The following is a 16,299-nucleotide window of genomic DNA, read 5'->3' as shown; positions in this document are numbered from 1 at the left end:
TGCCCTGGGCTAAGAGCTTTTGGGCCTTCAGCCCGTACATAAACCACTTGCGAAAGTTCAAATAACTTAATGATAATCAAATACTGGTTTTCGTAAAATTGGCTTTTTCAAGTGGTCTCTTTCTTTTAGTTTTGTTTATGCAGTTTCCCTGCCTTTTTCCCTTTAAATTCTTCAATATTCATACTCCAGTAAAGCGAAAAAATGTCGAAGTGGAAGAAGAATGAAAAAACTAAAACTTTTCTTCAGAAAAAGCGTGCTGTTACGAAATAAATTTGTAACTTTGCAGCCGCTTACAAGCAGTTTAAATAATAACGTTATAATTTTTTATGAACTTTACACTATTTATCACCGTTTTGCTGACGGCTGTAACCTTGGTGGTGGCTGCTTATGTCATCGCTAAGCTCATCGGTCCTCGTTCTTACAATCCGGTAAAGGGTGAACCTTTCGAGTGTGGTATTCCGACTCGTGGCAGCTCATGGTTGCCATCCCATATCGGCTACTATCTCTTCGCCATCCTTTTCCTGATGTTCGACATTGAGACTGTAATGCTTTACCCATGGGCAGTCGTAGTTAAGCAGTTTGGATCTATGGCTCTCGTGAGCATCGGATTCTTCCTGTTGGTATTGGTATTAGGCCTTGCTTATGCTTGGCGGAAAGGAGCATTGGAATGGAAGTAAACAAAAGAGCCTCTATCAAGAGTATTCCTTACGACGAGTTTAAGGACAACGACACCCTCGAGAAGATAGCTCAAGAGCTGAATGAGGGTGGAGCCAATGTGGTTCTTGGTTCGCTCGATGCTGCCATCAACTGGGGACGCAGTAACTCACTCTGGTCATTGACCTTCGGTACCTCTTGCTGCGGTATCGAGTTTATGGCTGTAGGATGTGCGCGTTACGATTTCTCACGTTTCGGTTTCGAGGTAACCCGTAACTCTCCACGCCAGGCTGACCTGATCATGTGTGCCGGAACTATCACCAACAAGATGGCACCAGTATTCAAACGTTTGTACGATGAAATGGCTGAGCCAAAGTATGTGGTAGCCGTAGGAGGATGCGCCATCTCGGGCGGTCCTTTCAAGAAGAGCTACAACGTGGTTCGTGGCATCAGCGAGTTAGTGCCTGTAGATGTCTACATCCCAGGTTGTCCTCCACGTCCAGAGGCGATCCTTTACGGTATGATGCAGTTGCAGCGTAAGGTAAAGGTTGAGAAATTCTTCGGCGGAGCCAACCACAAGATGACCCGCGACGAGAAGGAGCTTTCTATGAGCAAGGGCGGTCTTCGCGGCTTGAGCAACGAGAACCTCTCTGACAGCGAGAAGCTTGGACACAAGGAGCCTATCATTGTGACAGAAGTACCTGAGGATTTCGACCCTCAGAAAGGTCTAACTGATTAATATAATAAGGTATAAGAACATGAAACTGAATAATATTGAATTGAGTTTTGACAATTTCTCCTCAGAGATGGCGAAGTTGAAGAACGAGAAGCATTTCGACTACCTTGTTACCATCATCGGTGAAGACTTCGGTGAGGAAGGTCTCGGATGTATCTATATTCTCGAGAAGACTCAGACCAACGAGCGCTGCTCAGTAAAGACCATCGCCAAGAAGGTGGATGGCAGCGATGTGATTCCTACAGTCATCAATCTTTGGAAGGTGGCTGACCTGTTGGAGCGTGAGGTGTTCGACTTCGTCGGCATCAAGTTCCTGGGTCATCCAGACATGCGCCGACTTTTCTTGCGCACCGACTTCCAGGGCCATCCATTGCGCAAGGACTTCGATATGAGTCCTGAGGCCAACCAGTTCCCCTGCACCGACGAGCCAGAGGACGACTTCACCGTAGAGTACTCGCTGAGTGCCGACGGACATTTGGTAGAAACCCAGAAGCGCCGTTTCGACGATGACGACTATGTGGTGAATATCGGTCCTAACCACCCATCCACCCACGGTGTGCTCCGTCTGCAGACCGTTATCGACGGCGAGACCGTGAAGCGCATCTATCCACACCTTGGTTATATTCACCGTGGTATCGAGAAGATGTGGGAAGGAATGACCTATCCACAGACATTGGCTTTGACCGACCGTCTGAACTATCTCTCTGCGATGATGCACCGCCACGCTCTGGTAGGCGTTATCGAGGAGGCTATGGGCATCGAACTCTCAGACCGCATCCGCTACATCCGCACCATCATGGATGAGTTGCAGCGTATCGACTCTCACTTGCTCTATCTCGGCTGTACCGCACAGGACCTGGGTGCCTTGACCGCATTCCTCTACTGTATGCGCGACCGTGAGCACGTATTGAACGTGATGGAGGAGACAACCGGTGGCCGTCTGATCCAGAACTACTATCGTATCGGTGGCCTTCAGGCAGACATCGATCCTAACTTCGTACAGAATGTGAAGACACTCTGCAAGTATCTGCGTCCTATGATTCAGGAGTACCTCGACGTATTCGGCGACAATGTGATCACTCACAACCGTCTTGAAGGCGTAGGTCCAATGAATCTTGAGGATTGTATCAACTATGCCGTTACCGGTCCTGCCGGCCGTGCATCTGGTTGGAAGAACGATACCCGCAAGCGTCATCCATACGATATGTACGACAAGGTGGAGTGGAAGGAAATCACTCTGACAGGTTGCGATTCTATGGATCGTTACTATGTACACATCCAGGAGTTGTATCAGAGCTTGGACATCATCGAGCAGTTGATCGACAACATTCCTGAGGGTGAGTACTACATCAAGCAGAAGCCAATCATCAAGGTCCCTGAGGGACAGTGGTACTTCTCTGTAGAGGGTGCCAGCGGCGAGTTTGGTGTATATCTCGACTCAAAGGGTGACAAGAGTCCATACCGTATGAAGATGCGCCCAATGGGCTTGTCTTTGACAGGTGCGCTCGATCCAATGCTTCGTGGACAGAAAATCGCTGACTTGATTACAACAGGTGCAGCAATCGACTTCGTAATCCCTGATATTGATAGATAATTATGTTTGATTTTAGTATAGTAACAACATTCATCGACAATCTGCTTCGCCAGACCTTGGGTCTGGGCGACTTCCTGTCGATTCTGATAGAGTGCGTGCTCGTGGGTGTCTGCATTTTGACAGCATACGCCCTGATAGCTATCGTACTTATCTTTATGGAGCGTAAGGTGTGTGCCTACTTCCAGTGCCGTCTCGGCCCTATGCGTGTAGGTCCTTGGGGTATCTTCCAGGTGTTCGCCGATGTGCTCAAGATGTTGATCAAGGAGATTTTTGCTGTAGACAGAGCCGACAAGCTGCTCTACTACCTGGCACCTTTCCTCGTGATCATTGCCTCTGTAGGTACTTTCTCATTCCTTCCATGGAACAAGGGAGCACATATTCTCGACTTCAACGTAGGTGTATTCCTCATCACAGCCGTAAGTTCTATCGGTGTGCTGGGCGTGTTCCTCGCCGGTTGGGCATCCAACAACAAGTACTCTGTGGTATCTGCCATGCGTGGTGCCGTACAGATGATTTCTTATGAGATGTCTCTCGGTCTCTGCCTGATTTCTGCAGTAGTTCTTACTGGAACCATGCAGGTGAGCGAAATCGTTGCGGATCAGACTGGTGCTTGGAACTGGTTGATCATCAAGGGTCATGTTCCAGCTATCCTTGCTTTCCTCGTATTCCTCGTAGCAGGTAACGCTGAGGCTAACCGTGGTCCTTTCGACCTGGCTGAGGCTGAGAGTGAGTTGACCGCAGGTTATCATACAGAGTATTCTGGTATGGGCTTCGGTTTCTACTACTTGGCTGAGTACCTCAACCTCTTCGTGATTTCTGGTATTGCTTCTACCGTATTCCTCGGTGGTTGGGCGCCATTGAACATCGGTATCGAGGGCTTCGACAATTTGATGAACTTGATTCCTGGTTTCATCTGGTTCTTCGGTAAGACCTTCGCTGTGGTATGGCTCCTGATGTGGGTACGTTGGACTTTCCCACGTCTGCGTATCGACCAGATTCTGAAGCTGGAGTGGAAGTACTTGATGCCATTGTCACTCGTCATCCTGATCATGATGACCGTATGCGTAGCATTCGGAATCCACGGATAATATTATTAAGGAGTTAAAGGAGTTAAAGAAGTTAAGGAGTCAAGACAATAGTTCTACAGCTTGAAACTTCTGTTATTTCTTAACAAATAAACAAAAAATAAAAGTATGTCTAACAATTCATATTTCGGCGGTATTGCAGCGGGTTTGAAGACCCTCGCTATCGGTATGAAGACTACCATGAAGGAGTACTTCACACCCAAGAGCACCGAGCAATATCCTGAGAACCGCAAGACTACACTCCACATTTCTCCACGTTTCCGTGGTCGTCTGGTTTTCGTCCGCGACGAGAACGAGGCTTACAAGTGTGTGGGTTGTACATTGTGTGAGAAGTCATGCCCCAACGATACCATCAAGATTCAGACCGAGATGGTGGAGGACCCAGAGACAGGCAAGAAGAAGCGCAAGTTGGTGGATTACCAGTACGACTTGGGTGACTGCATGTTCTGTGAACTCTGTGTGAACGCATGTAACTTCGGTGCAATTAAGTTTGTCAACGATTTCGAGAATGCAGTCTTTGACCGCAGCAAGTTGGTGATGCACCTTGACAAGGAGGTTTACAAGGGCGGAAGCCTTCCTAACCTCATTGATGGTGGCGCTCCACTCGAAATCGGTAAGTTTAACACCAAGACTAAGTAAGGAGGACTTTAGACAATGATAACAGCAAATTTATTTATGTTCGTCATCTTGGCAGTAGTCATCCTTGGCTCAGCCATCATGTGCGTAGCTACCAAGCGTATCATGCGTGCGGCAACTTATCTGTTGTTCGTACTCTTCGGTGTAGCTGGTGTATTCTTCCTGCTCGACTATACCTATCTGGGTGCAGCTCAGATTGCTGTATATGCAGGTGGTATTACAATTCTCTATGTCTTCGCCATTCAGTTGGTTTCCAAGCGTACCCTTCAGGGTCTTTTGGAGCACGTGAAGGGTAGCAAGGTCATTGGCCGTGCACTCGTCTGCCTCGTAGGTTTTGTAACCTTGGCAGTCATCGTGTTGAAGAATCACTTTATCGATTTGGCTGCAACAGTAGCCGACACTGAGGTGCCTATGGACCAGATTGGTTCTGCACTCGTAGGTGCTGACAAGTATGGCTATGTATTGCCATTCGAGTTTATCTCTGTATTCCTGTTGGCATGTATCATCGGTGGTATCTTAATCGCAAGAAAGGAGGATAAGAAATGATTCCAGTACAGTATTTCTTCGTGCTTTCAGCACTCTTGTTCTTCATCGGCGTTTATGGTTTCTGTACACGTCGTAATCTCGTTGCCATGCTCATCTCCATCGAGCTTGTATTGAATGCAGCCGATCTGAACTTCGCAGTGTTCAACCGCATCCTCTTCCCAGGACAGTTGGAAGGTTTCTTCTTCACATTGTTCTCTATCGGAGTGGCAGCAGCCGAGACAGCCGTAGCGCTCGCAATAATTATTAACGTTTACCGCAACTATCACAGTGACCAGGTGAACAGTATTGAAAACATGAAATTCTAATTAAGACAATGAATTACAGTTATGCATTTTTGATACTTCTTCTGCCATTCCTGAGCTTCCTGGTTCTGGGACTTGCGGGTATGAAGATGAAAAAGCAGGTAGCAGCCATCATCGGTACCGTCCTGATGGGTTGTGTATTCGGTCTGTCTATTTATACAGCATACGAATATTTCTTTGCTATCGGCCGTGATGCTTCAACAGGTTTGTATCCAACTGTTGACTCATTCAATTTTACTTGGTTGAAGTTTACCGAGTTGCTGACCTTCAACATTGGTTTCCGTCTGACACCAATCTCTGTATTGATGCTCATCGTGATTACCACCGTCAGCTTCATGGTTCACATCTACTCATTCGGCTATATGGCCGAGCGTGACGAGAATTACAAGGTAGAGGGTTATGAGAAGGGTATGCAGCGTTTCTACGCTTACCTGAGCCTCTTCACCATGTCTATGTTGGGTCTGGTAGTAGCTACCAATATTTTCCAGATGTATCTGTTCTGGGAGTTGGTGGGTGTCTGCTCTTATCTGCTCATCGGATTCTATTATCCCAAGCATGCAGCAGTACATGCCAGCAAGAAGGCGTTCATCGTGACTCGTTTCGCCGACCTCTTCTTCTTGATCGGTATCTTGTTCTACAGCTTCTATGTAGGAACCTTCAACTACGACTTGAATGCTCAGCCAGAGCTTCAGAGTTCTTTGGCTGGTGCTGCATGGGTGATGCCTGTAGCGTTGTTCCTCATGTTCATCGGTGGTGCCGGTAAGAGTGCGATGTTCCCATTGCACATCTGGTTGCCAGATGCGATGGAGGGTCCAACTCCAGTTTCTGCGTTGATCCACGCCGCTACCATGGTTGTGGCTGGTGTTTATCAGGTAGCCAGCCTCTTCCCAATCTGGGTACAGTATGCTCCTGAGACATTGCACTATGTAGCTTACATTGCAGCCTTCACCGCATTCTATGCAGCAGCCGTAGCTTGCTGCCAGCGTGATATCAAGCGTGGTCTGGCTTTCTCTACTATCTCTCAGATTGCCTACATGCTCGTAGCTCTCGGCGTTTGCTTCGCAGTAGATAACCACCATGGTGGTTTGGGTTATATGGCTGGTATCTTCCACCTGTTTACCCACGCTATGTTCAAGGCATTGCTCTTCCTTTGCTCTGGTGCCATCATCGTCATCATCGGCAGTAACTTCAAGGATTACATGGGCGGTTTGCACAAGTACATGCCTATTACCAACATCTGCTTCCTCATCGGTTGCTTGGCGATTGCAGGTATTCCTCCATTCGCAGGTTTCTGGTCAAAGGATGAGATTATCTCAGCATGCTTCCAGTTCTCTCCATTCATGGGCTGGTTCATGACAGTGGTTGCCGGTATGACTGCATTCTACATGTTCCGTCTCTACTACGTCATCTTCTGGGGACAGAGCTACTATGAGCTTGATCCTGAGAACCGTCGCAAGCCACAGGAGGTTCCTTTTGTGATGTGGGGTCCATTGGTATTCCTCGCCATCATCTCTTGCCTCTGCGGTTTGATTCCATTCGGTCACTTCGTATCTGCTACAGGTCAGAGCTACGATATCCATATCGACATGAGTGTGGCAACAACCTCTGTTATCGTTGCTATCATCGGTATCGGTCTGGCTACTTACATGTATGCTCCTAAGAAGACTCCATTGGCAGACGCTTTGGCTAAGAAGATGCCTAAGTTGCACAAGGCAGCCTTGAACCGTTTCTATATCGACGATGCTTGGCAGTTCTTCACTCACAAGATTGTCTTCGGTTGCTTCTCAAAGCCAATCGCATGGTTCGACCGTCGCGTTATCGATGGTACCTTCAACTTCATAGCTTGGGGTACACAGGAGGCAGGTGAAACCATCCGCCCATGGCAGAGTGGTGATGTTCGCAGCTATGCTATCTGGTTCCTCACCGGTACCGTAGCATTGACATTGTGCCTGCTCGCACTTCTTTAATGAAAGTCTCACAATTAAGTAAATAGAAAAGAAATGAATTTAAGTATATTCGTCATAGTACCACTCCTGATGTTGCTCGGCCTCTGGTTGGCACGCAACGACAAGCAGGTTCGTGGTGTGATGGTAGCAGGTGCCAGCGTATTGCTCGGTCTCTCCATCTATTTGGTGTTTGCATTTCTCGAAGCTCGTGAGACAATGCCAGCCGACCAAGCTCCGATGCTCTTCACCTACTGTGTGCCTTGGTTTGAACCATTGCACATCAACTATTCACTCGGTGTGGATGGTATCTCTGTGGTGATGCTTCTCCTGACTTCTATCATCGTGTTCACCGGTACATTTGCTTCCTGGCAGATGGAGCCAATGAAGAAGGAATACTTCCTCTGGTTCACACTCCTGAGCATCGGTGTATATGGCTTCTTCATCTCTATCGACATGTTCACCATGTTCATGTTCTATGAGGTTGCGCTGATTCCTATGTACCTCCTCATCGGTGTATGGGGTAGTGGTGCGAAGGAGTATTCAGCCATGAAGTTGACTTTGATGTTGATGGGTGGTTCAGCCCTTTTGGTTATCGGTATCCTGGGTATCTACTTCTACAGTGGTGCTCAGACCTTCGAAATCCTCGATATCGCTCACCATACTAATGGTGCTCATGCGATTCCAGAGAGCGTGCAGAACGTGTTCTTCCCATTGCTCTTCATCGGTTTCGGTATCCTTGGTGCGCTGTTCCCATTCCATACATGGTCTCCTGATGGTCACGCCAGTGCGCCAACAGCCGTATCTATGTTGCACGCCGGTGTATTGATGAAGCTTGGTGGTTACGGTTGCTTCCGTATCGCCATGTTCCTCTTGCCAGCTGCTACTCACGGATTCTGGATCAAGGTGTTCCTCGTACTGACTACTATCTCTATCGTATATGGTGCTTTGTCAGCATGTGTACAGACCGACTTGAAGTACATCAACGCTTACTCATCAGTATCTCACTGTGGTATGGTGCTCTTCGCTCTCTGTATGATGACCGAGACAGCCGCTACTGGTGCAATCCTCCAGATGTTGTCTCACGGTTTGATGACCGCCCTCTTCTTCGCCGTTATCGGTATGATTTACCATCAGGCTGGTACACGTGACGTACGTTACCTGGGTGGTTTGATGAAGATTATTCCATTCCTCTCAGTAGGTTATGCAGTAGCTGGTTTGGCTAACCTCGGTTTGCCTGGTTTCTCTGGTTTCGTAGCCGAGATGACCATCTTCGTAGGTGCCTTCCAGAATGCAGATATGTTCCATCGTGTATGTACCATCATCGCATGTACCTCTATCGTAGTAACAGCGGTTTACATCTTGCGTTGTGTTGGTAAGATCCTTTATCAGAAGGTTCCTAGTCCTAAGTTGGAGAAACTTCACGATGCTACCTGGGACGAGCGTATCGCTGTAGCAGGTCTTATCGCCTGCGTTGCAGGTCTCGGTATGTTCCCACTCTGGGCTGAGAAGATTATCATGGACGCTGTAGGTCCTATCTTTAGTGTAATCATGTAATAAATATCAGAAGAAATGAATTACAGTCAATTTTTAAATATGATTCCAGAAGCTACTCTGATGGTAGTTCTGTTGATCACTTTCATTGCTGACTTCTGCAGTTCCAAGAGCGCAGACCGTAAGTGGTTCAATCCTCTGGTATGTCTCTTGATGGTGGCTCACATTGCCATCAATATCTTCCCTACAGAAGCCACATCTGCCTTTGGTGGAATGTACACCTCTGGTCCTGCCGCTGGTGTTCTCAAGACCGTCTTGGCGCTTGGCACACTGATAGTCCTGATACAGGCTAAGGAGTGGTTGAGCCGTAAGGACACAGCCTTCAAGGAGGGCGAGTTCTATATGTTGGTTCTCTCTACTCTGTTGGGTATGAACATGATGGTTAGTGCCAACCACTTCCTCCTGTTCTTCCTCGGTCTGGAGATGGCATCCGTGCCAATGGCTTGCTTGGTTGCCTTCGACAAGTATCGTCACAACTCTGCTGAAGCAGGTGCCAAGTTCATCCTTACCGCTACTTTCTCAAGTGGCGTGATGATCTATGGTATCTCTCTGCTTTATGCTGCCTGTGGCACCTTGTACTTCGAGGACGTGGCTCAGAACATCTCTGCCTCTCCATTGACCATTGCCGGTATGGTGTTCTTCTTCAGTGGTTTGGGCTTCAAGATCTCCTTGGTTCCTTTCCACTTCTGGACAGCCGATTCTTACCAGGGTGCTCCTACTACTGTGACAGGTTATCTGTCGGTAGTTTCCAAGGGTGCTGCTGCGTTCACACTCTGTGCTATCCTCATGAAGGTGTTCCAGCCAATGGTAGAGTATTGGACAGTATTGCTCTATATCGTGATTGTACTCTCTATCACTATCGCCAACCTGTTCGCCATCCGTCAGAGTGACTTGAAGCGTTTCATGGCATTCTCTTCAATCTCTCAGGCTGGTTACATCATGTTGGCAGTCATCGGCAACTCAACCTTGAGCATCACCTCGCTGACTTACTATGTTCTCATTTACGTAGTAGCCAACCTGAGTGTGTTTGCCATCATCTCTTCTGTTGAGGAGCACAATGGCGGTACAGTGCAGATGGACAGCTACAATGGTTTCTATAAGACCAACCCACGTTTGGCTTTCCTCATGACTTTGGCGTTGTTCTCATTGGGTGGTATTCCTCCATTCGCCGGTATGTTCTCCAAGTTCTTCGTGTTTATGGCTGCCGTTCATGGCGCCGATATCCACACCACACTCGGAGCATGGGCTTATGGCGTAGTATTCATCGCTTTGGTCAACACAGTCATCAGCTTGTACTACTACTTGCTCATCGTGAAGGCGATGTTCATCAAGCACAGCGACAGTCCGCTGCCAACCTTCCAGAGCGCTTGCTCTACCAAGTTGGCTCTTGCCATCTGCACAGTTGGCATCGTGGCTTTCGGTATCTGCTCATTCGTCTTCGACTGGATTTCAGTAGCTGCCAACGCGTAATTGACGAAACAATATGCCCCCTATAGGGGCAGAAAATAATAAAGACCCTAAGGGATAAGCCTTGGGGTCTTTTTTCTTCCCTTTTCTTCTTTCCTTCCTTCTTTCTTTCTTTCCCCCTACACGATTTCCTTTTTCCCCTTTAAATCTCTTAATATATTTGTTGCCTTCATACTTTTTTACCAACCACTCAAAGTTCTTCCTTGGAAGAAAATCCACAAGTTGCATGAATACATATCGACCTTGATTCATAACAGCCTTGAATTTGTAGATGCTTGCGAATTGTAAGCTTCTGCAAAGATAGCAATTTCAAAACCTCCGAGCACCTACTCTTCCAGTATGTAAAGAATGTCAATACAAACTATGAATAAGAGAAAAGATTGACAAGCTGGATGAGGAATAAAATCACATAAGCCGTTCTGTCAGAGACCATCAGGTGGTATGTCTTGCCCGTCAAGTGGGCACTCAGGGACCAAGCGACGGGCATCGACAGACCAAGCGATGGGCATCAGCTGAACAAGCGTCGGGCATTTATTGCCCATGCGGTGTGCACAGAGTGCCCAAAAGTCAGGCGATTCTTGGGCACTCCTTGCAGGTCGGCGGCTTTGCTTTTATGCATAATGCCTTATGACGATTTTGTGATACTTAGATGACGTTATTTATGATACTTCTATCAGATTTATGATACTTCTATGATACTTCTTGTAAGATATTTCAAAATGTATCATTCTTCTATCTTGTTATATATCAGTTGTTTATCTCTGTGTTCAGCAAAAGGATGATACTTTGACACTTTTTTCTTCAAAATTATGCTAAAATCTGCAGAATAGCTTAAAATGAGCGATTTATGAGTGTTTCACCTCAATGGAGGTAATGATTTGGCAACAGTGCTATTTTCTGCAATGTGCATAGGATTGCTTGTCAAACAACTCTTATCGTTTGCAAAACTACTAATAAAATTTGGATTATTCTATAAATCCATTATAATTTTTGTTTTTTTGCTATCCCCTAAATATAACGATTTTTTGGGGCTCTTCTTCAGTTTCTTCTAACTATTTCATGTGCCTTTCTGAATCGGGAGTGAATTGTAATGCAAAGCGTTTATGTGCTGCTTTAAGATATGAGTCGTAGGCATGGTCAGAATGGTTATATTTATAAGGAACGATTTTCCCTTTTCTTAAGCGGACAATACGCCCTTGTTCGTCTATTCGATAGAAGAAAGTATGATAGTAGTTGTCCAAGCATGGATTTTTGTCTTCGTCAAGCCAAGAATTTTCTTCAAATACCTCTAATTTAAGAAGATTACTTTGCTCGTTATATACCCATTTACTTCTTTGAATATCCTCTGTAGGAATATGCCGTTTGCTATTGAAACTGAACTTTATAAATGTGGGGGTAATTTCGTTTATGCCTAAATATAATGCATCTGCAATTTTTCCATCATGCCCATAAGTAACAAGAAATGTTTCATTTGTTTTCCATTCAAAACCAATGCTCTTTATGTTAAAGGCACAGGCAAGGACTTGTGTATATGGTTGACTGACACCGACGAGCCTAACTTCTCTGTTTTGTACCTCTTTACGGTGATAGAAAATATCTCCGAGAAGTTCTTTTACTAAAGTTTCTTTTAGTAGGACACCGCTATCCGGTGGAGCTTGTTGTAAAGTGTAGAAATGAGTATTTATGCTATCTATTTTTTCTACAAGATGCGAAAAACTTACAGACCTTGGTTGACATAGACAAGAGGATAGCCCCATTGCTATGACCAAGACTATAACGATTGTCAATAAGAAATGCCTCATATTACTTTTTACTTTGGTATTTTGAAATTAGATTTTTATTTGCAAGAATATTAATCATTTCCATATCTTTAATTTGCTTTGCGAAATCTAAAGGAGTCATCTCCTTTTTATCTTGATGATTAGTATCAATGCCCTTATTCACTAAATCAATAGCAATTGCATTTTCACAAGATACAATAGCTTCTTGTAGAAGATTTCTACCATACGCATTGCTATAATTTATATTTCTTTCAAGTATATTTTTTCGTTCATAGATTCTCATTTCAAGAACATTTTATTTATGATAAATCTGTATGCCTTTAACATCTGCGATACCCTCAAACATAATGGTTTCGTCATCGACTTTATTGATTTTATTTACGTATTGTCTTCCATTTATGTCATTGAGATATAAGGAATCATTTTGCAAACAATAGGTATATCTGTATAGGGTATCAGCTTGTGAGTATAATTCCACCGTACTATCATTGAAAAATTCAATCTCAGGATAATTGATCTGTCTTTCTCCACCATTCAAAGTCCAATGACCAACCAAATCCTCATTAGTGCAAAATTCGGTATTGTCTATTTTCGGAGCACTGATTGTACTAATTGAAAATAACAACCTAAGAATTAATATTGGTACTATCGGACATAGATAATAAAGCCAAGTTGCTCTTAAGTTCTTTGAAAGTTGAAACATAAATCTCAACAAAGGGAACAAGTAGATAGGATACAAGTAGATGGTTATAAGCATACCATAACGACATATTTTGTCTACATCAGAGCGAACAGGGGCATCAAAGAAGAATATAGAAACATAGCATCCCAAGGGCCATAATATCAGCGAAAATGCCATAAGTATAAAGAACACCTTCTGTAAAATAGTGGGTGTTCCTCCTAATATGCGAGCTATTAGCCCTTTATTTTGTTCTTGTTTTATTTCTTCTTTATTCATATTAAGCATCTTGGCTCGTTATTCTCGATTATCTTTCAACCCCTTTTCCAATTCCTCAATAGTCGGCATGGAAGATTTGAAGTCTTTCGGGAAGAGCTTTGACAGTTGATATTCTGATATACCCATTGGTTCTTTGTATGAATCCAAGGCGTATTTTGCCACCACATTGTCTTTGTCCTTGCAAATGAGCAAACCGATGGTAGGGTTGTCGATGTCGGTCTTGAACTGATGGTTGACGGCTGACACATAGAAACTTAGTTGCCCCAAGAATGATGGATGGAACGACTGGGCTTTTAGCTCAATGACCACATAGGCATGGAGGTGGGCATTGTAAAACAGCAAGTCTGGGAAGAACTCCTGCTGACCTACCTCCAAACGAAACTGTCTGCCCATATAAGAGAATCCCTTTCCTAGTTCCAAAAGAAAACGTGTTACATTGTTCACCAATTCATCTTCGATGTCTCGCTCGTCAAATTTCTCTCTCAGATTGAGGAAGTCAAATTGATACGGATCTTTTGTCATTTGCTGTGCTAAATCGCTCTGCACAGCAGGAAGTGTAGATTGGAAATTTGTAACAGCTTTGCCATCACGCTCATATAGGTCTGTGTCGAGCCAATTAAGCAATGCATCACGTCCCCAGTTATTTTCCCATGTCTTTCTTGCAAAGAACAGGGCTTTGTCCATATCATCCTTACATTTGTCAATGATACGGCGATGATGGTCCCAAGGAATGGAGAACAACATCTTGAAATCATCAACAGGCTGTTGACGTTTTTTAGATTGTTCCGCAACTTGCGGAACATTTGAGTCTGACAACGAATCAGAGAAAAGTTCCGCAGTCTGCGGAATATTTCTATATAGAGGAGCATAGAGTTTGAAAAACTTACTCATATAGCGCAAGTTTATAGGCGAGAAACCTTTTACCCCTGGCATCTCGTTCTTCAAGTCCTGACTGAGATTCTTATAAAAGCCAGAGCCGTAAGTATTGGCATATTGTTTGGCTTCAATGTCTCGTCCCAACTTCCAATAGAAGTCCAACAAGTAGCCATTGGTGGCACATGACGCTTTGAGGCGATGGCTGTAGAATCGTTCCTTGAGTTCCACAAGCCAGTCCTTGTAGTCGCAATCATCATGAAGGACTACTGCTAAGTCTATATTTTTCTTTGCCATAATTCTAAAACCATTTAATGCTACAAATATAATGTTTTATCTTGATAATCAATCAGAAAAAATGAATAATTGGCATATATTGCTACTATTTAGACAAATTAAAATTATTATCTGTAAAATTGCCCGACTTAGGAGGACAATTCGTTTGTTCTTTCAAGAGTAACTTGAAAGGTTTCGAGTAACTCGAAACATACCTTGCTGTGTCTTTGTGGACACAATGTGTTTGGGCAAGAATAAAACCTAATACCATTGAAAACACTGCGGTGGTTCGCCCAAGTGGCTTCCGTTTCACTCCTTACTTCCATTTACATAGAAGACTGTCTTGAAAGTGCATCTCATAATTCTTACTTTTTTGTTCGGTGCAAAATAAAACTATGAGAGTTGCATGGCAAAACCAAAACCTACGCAGAATGGAGAAGATTGAACCGCCACCGTTAAAAATGCTTATTAGGGCGTTTCCATTGGGTAATGATTTGAAAGCGTTTCTACTTCTCTAATCTGCATTTTCCTCATTTCCTTGTCACTGCCAACTAAAGCCAACGACTGCCACAACCACTTGGAACTCAAAACAAATGCTCTATTTTGCTATTTTTTGCCTTTTTAGGCGTTCTTTTTCATAAAAATGCCTTCATATAGTGCTATCAAAAAATGCGCATACCAACAGTTTGAATCCAAGGATGCATTTTCCTTGCACATGGTCCAAGACACGGCTGATTTGCTCTATGCCATAGCCTGTCTTCTCCAACGTAGTGTCGTCAAATATGTAACAGCGTTATCAGAAGAGACTTCGGCCTGCTCCTTGCGAAGAATTGCCAAAAAGCGAAGAGCCATACCCATAAGGAGTTTGCGCCAGTCCATGGTAGCCCTGCGCATCATTCGATAATAGCAATTGTGACCTGTGTTCAGAAGGTCATAATATGACTTCTTGTACATGGAATGTATGCTTTCACCTGCTATACGGAAAAGGCAGAGAGACAGGATTAGCTGAACGGAAGGAATGCCTGCTTGCTTCTCCAAGGACATTCTACAGAGCAGATGACCAAGCCCAGATCGGGTGAAAAGTGACATTAAATTCGTTCTCAATGAATTTTTAACACTTAATATGTTGGACAACTCAGAAAATTGCTTAATTTTGCATTCATAACAGTTACTCTTTAAATCGTTGTATTATTGTTGTTTAGCGATTACAAATATACAATTTTTTATTGAGAAACTGTTATTTTTATCCCATTAATTTGGGGTGGGAAACTTTAGTAATTTACGTATGAATAAGAAATTTGAGTTTTTTTTGAACGCAGTTCATTACTGCATATATTTAGGAGAAATATGGTCAATGAAAAAAGTAGATAATTGTGTATTGAGAATAATGTACTATTTATCTGTTCTTTTTTCTTTTGAGAACTTCTACAATAAGAAAGTGGATGAAAGAACGAAATGTAAGGACTTGTGGTATTATATGTATGGAAAGGAAGGAGGGATATCTATAAGTTCCGCTCATCATTGGTTTGGATTTTTTTATTCAGGTTATTCTATATTTTTGTCATTTGTTTTATTGGGAATCCCAGATGGCATGTTTGGAGGAGTTAATGAAATTATAGCTATAGCAATAATTGCATTGCCTGTCGGACTATGTTATATTCCAGCATATAAGGCTGTTCTTTCAAACGATCGTTATCTGAAATATTTTAAACAATTTGAAAAAGAAGATGCTAAGTGGCATAAGAAATGGAAACAAATAACATGGGGGTTCTGCATAGGATCTGTAGTCTTCACAATTGGAGGAATATTTGCGATGTGGGGAGTTAGCTTGTTATTTAGAAAATGATAGAATTGATAAATATTGTGCTAAGCCTCAAATTCGCAACCAAGAGAT

At 44.0% G+C, this 16,299-nt stretch carries 17 protein-coding genes; 11 read left to right on the top strand and 6 right to left on the bottom strand.

Features of this window, described 5'->3' with window-relative positions:
• Positions 1 to 326: 326 nt before the first annotated feature.
• From F7D20_RS08630 to F7D20_RS08585, 10 genes are all read left to right on the top strand, one after another.
• Positions 327 to 677: an NADH-quinone oxidoreductase subunit A gene (locus tag F7D20_RS08630; RefSeq protein WP_022251748.1), complete on the top strand. Its 351-nt coding sequence runs from the start codon at positions 327 to 329 to the stop codon at positions 675 to 677.
• On the top strand, positions 668 to 1,393 hold the full coding sequence (locus F7D20_RS08625; protein ID WP_158463693.1) for an NADH-quinone oxidoreductase subunit B: 726 nt from the start codon (positions 668 to 670) through the stop codon (positions 1,391 to 1,393). The genes F7D20_RS08630 and F7D20_RS08625 overlap by 10 nt, the downstream gene beginning before the upstream one ends.
• Positions 1,394 to 1,412: 19 nt before the next feature.
• On the top strand, positions 1,413 to 2,984 hold the full coding sequence (locus tag F7D20_RS08620) for an NADH-quinone oxidoreductase subunit C (protein WP_158463692.1): 1,572 nt from the start codon (positions 1,413 to 1,415) through the stop codon (positions 2,982 to 2,984).
• Between the two features lie 2 nt (positions 2,985 to 2,986).
• Positions 2,987 to 4,072: an NADH-quinone oxidoreductase subunit NuoH gene (gene nuoH / locus F7D20_RS08615; RefSeq protein ID WP_158463691.1), complete on the top strand. Its 1,086-nt coding sequence runs from the start codon at positions 2,987 to 2,989 to the stop codon at positions 4,070 to 4,072.
• Between the two features lie 105 nt (positions 4,073 to 4,177).
• Positions 4,178 to 4,708 (top strand): NuoI/complex I 23 kDa subunit family protein, encoded by a 531-nt coding sequence (locus tag F7D20_RS08610; RefSeq protein ID WP_158463690.1) that lies wholly within the window; start codon positions 4,178 to 4,180, stop codon positions 4,706 to 4,708.
• Between the two features lie 15 nt (positions 4,709 to 4,723).
• The gene (locus tag F7D20_RS08605) at positions 4,724 to 5,251 is read left to right on the top strand and encodes an NADH-quinone oxidoreductase subunit J family protein (RefSeq protein ID WP_158463689.1); all 528 of its coding nucleotides are present in this window, start codon (positions 4,724 to 4,726) and stop codon (positions 5,249 to 5,251) included.
• The gene (nuoK, locus tag F7D20_RS08600) at positions 5,248 to 5,556 is read left to right on the top strand and encodes an NADH-quinone oxidoreductase subunit NuoK (protein ID WP_006846356.1); all 309 of its coding nucleotides are present in this window, start codon (positions 5,248 to 5,250) and stop codon (positions 5,554 to 5,556) included. Before F7D20_RS08605 ends, nuoK begins: the two co-directional genes overlap by 4 nt.
• A gap of 8 nt (positions 5,557 to 5,564) precedes the next feature.
• Positions 5,565 to 7,520 carry an NADH-quinone oxidoreductase subunit L gene (nuoL, locus tag F7D20_RS08595; RefSeq protein ID WP_158463688.1) on the top strand — a complete coding sequence of 652 codons (1,956 nt, stop codon included), beginning with the start codon at positions 5,565 to 5,567 and terminating at the stop codon, positions 7,518 to 7,520.
• Positions 7,521 to 7,553: 33 nt separating this feature from the next.
• Positions 7,554 to 9,053: a complex I subunit 4 family protein gene (locus tag F7D20_RS08590; protein ID WP_153083865.1), complete on the top strand. Its 1,500-nt coding sequence runs from the start codon at positions 7,554 to 7,556 to the stop codon at positions 9,051 to 9,053.
• Positions 9,054 to 9,068: 15 nt separating this feature from the next.
• Complete coding sequence (locus tag F7D20_RS08585) at positions 9,069 to 10,520, top strand: NADH-quinone oxidoreductase subunit N (protein ID WP_158463687.1); 1,452 nt, start codon at positions 9,069 to 9,071, stop codon at positions 10,518 to 10,520.
• Here F7D20_RS08585 and F7D20_RS08580 read toward each other — a convergent pair.
• The 6 genes from F7D20_RS08580 to F7D20_RS08555 form a co-directional block, all read right to left on the bottom strand.
• Complete coding sequence (locus F7D20_RS08580; protein ID WP_158463686.1) at positions 10,500 to 10,769, bottom strand: DUF4372 domain-containing protein; 270 nt, start codon at positions 10,767 to 10,769, stop codon at positions 10,500 to 10,502. The genes F7D20_RS08585 and F7D20_RS08580 overlap by 21 nt on opposite strands.
• A gap of 800 nt (positions 10,770 to 11,569) precedes the next feature.
• Positions 11,570 to 12,319: a hypothetical protein gene (locus F7D20_RS08575; protein ID WP_194253535.1), complete on the bottom strand. Its 750-nt coding sequence runs from the start codon at positions 12,317 to 12,319 to the stop codon at positions 11,570 to 11,572.
• A gap of 1 nt (position 12,320) precedes the next feature.
• The gene (locus tag F7D20_RS08570) at positions 12,321 to 12,581 is read right to left on the bottom strand and encodes a hypothetical protein (RefSeq protein WP_158463684.1); all 261 of its coding nucleotides are present in this window, start codon (positions 12,579 to 12,581) and stop codon (positions 12,321 to 12,323) included.
• 12 nt (positions 12,582 to 12,593) lie between these two features.
• Positions 12,594 to 13,256, bottom strand: coding sequence for a hypothetical protein (locus F7D20_RS08565; protein WP_134844647.1), 663 nt, complete (start codon positions 13,254 to 13,256; stop codon positions 12,594 to 12,596).
• Between the two features lie 18 nt (positions 13,257 to 13,274).
• Complete coding sequence (locus F7D20_RS08560; RefSeq protein WP_158463683.1) at positions 13,275 to 14,426, bottom strand: PDDEXK nuclease domain-containing protein; 1,152 nt, start codon at positions 14,424 to 14,426, stop codon at positions 13,275 to 13,277.
• 720 nt (positions 14,427 to 15,146) lie between these two features.
• Positions 15,147 to 15,509 (bottom strand): hypothetical protein, encoded by a 363-nt coding sequence (locus F7D20_RS08555; protein WP_158463682.1) that lies wholly within the window; start codon positions 15,507 to 15,509, stop codon positions 15,147 to 15,149.
• Positions 15,510 to 15,759: 250 nt separating this feature from the next.
• On the opposite strand from F7D20_RS08555, the gene F7D20_RS08550 reads away from it, so the two are divergent.
• Positions 15,760 to 16,251 carry a hypothetical protein gene (locus tag F7D20_RS08550; protein ID WP_228114147.1) on the top strand — a complete coding sequence of 164 codons (492 nt, stop codon included), beginning with the start codon at positions 15,760 to 15,762 and terminating at the stop codon, positions 16,249 to 16,251.
• Positions 16,252 to 16,299: the final 48 nt, after the last annotated feature.

This window comes from Segatella copri (genome assembly GCF_009495355.1).
In the GTDB taxonomy this organism is placed as follows: Bacteria; Bacteroidota; Bacteroidia; order Bacteroidales; family Bacteroidaceae; genus Prevotella.
The sequence above is the reverse complement of the archived record's forward strand: the minus strand, read 5'-3'. Positions and strand labels throughout refer to the sequence as shown.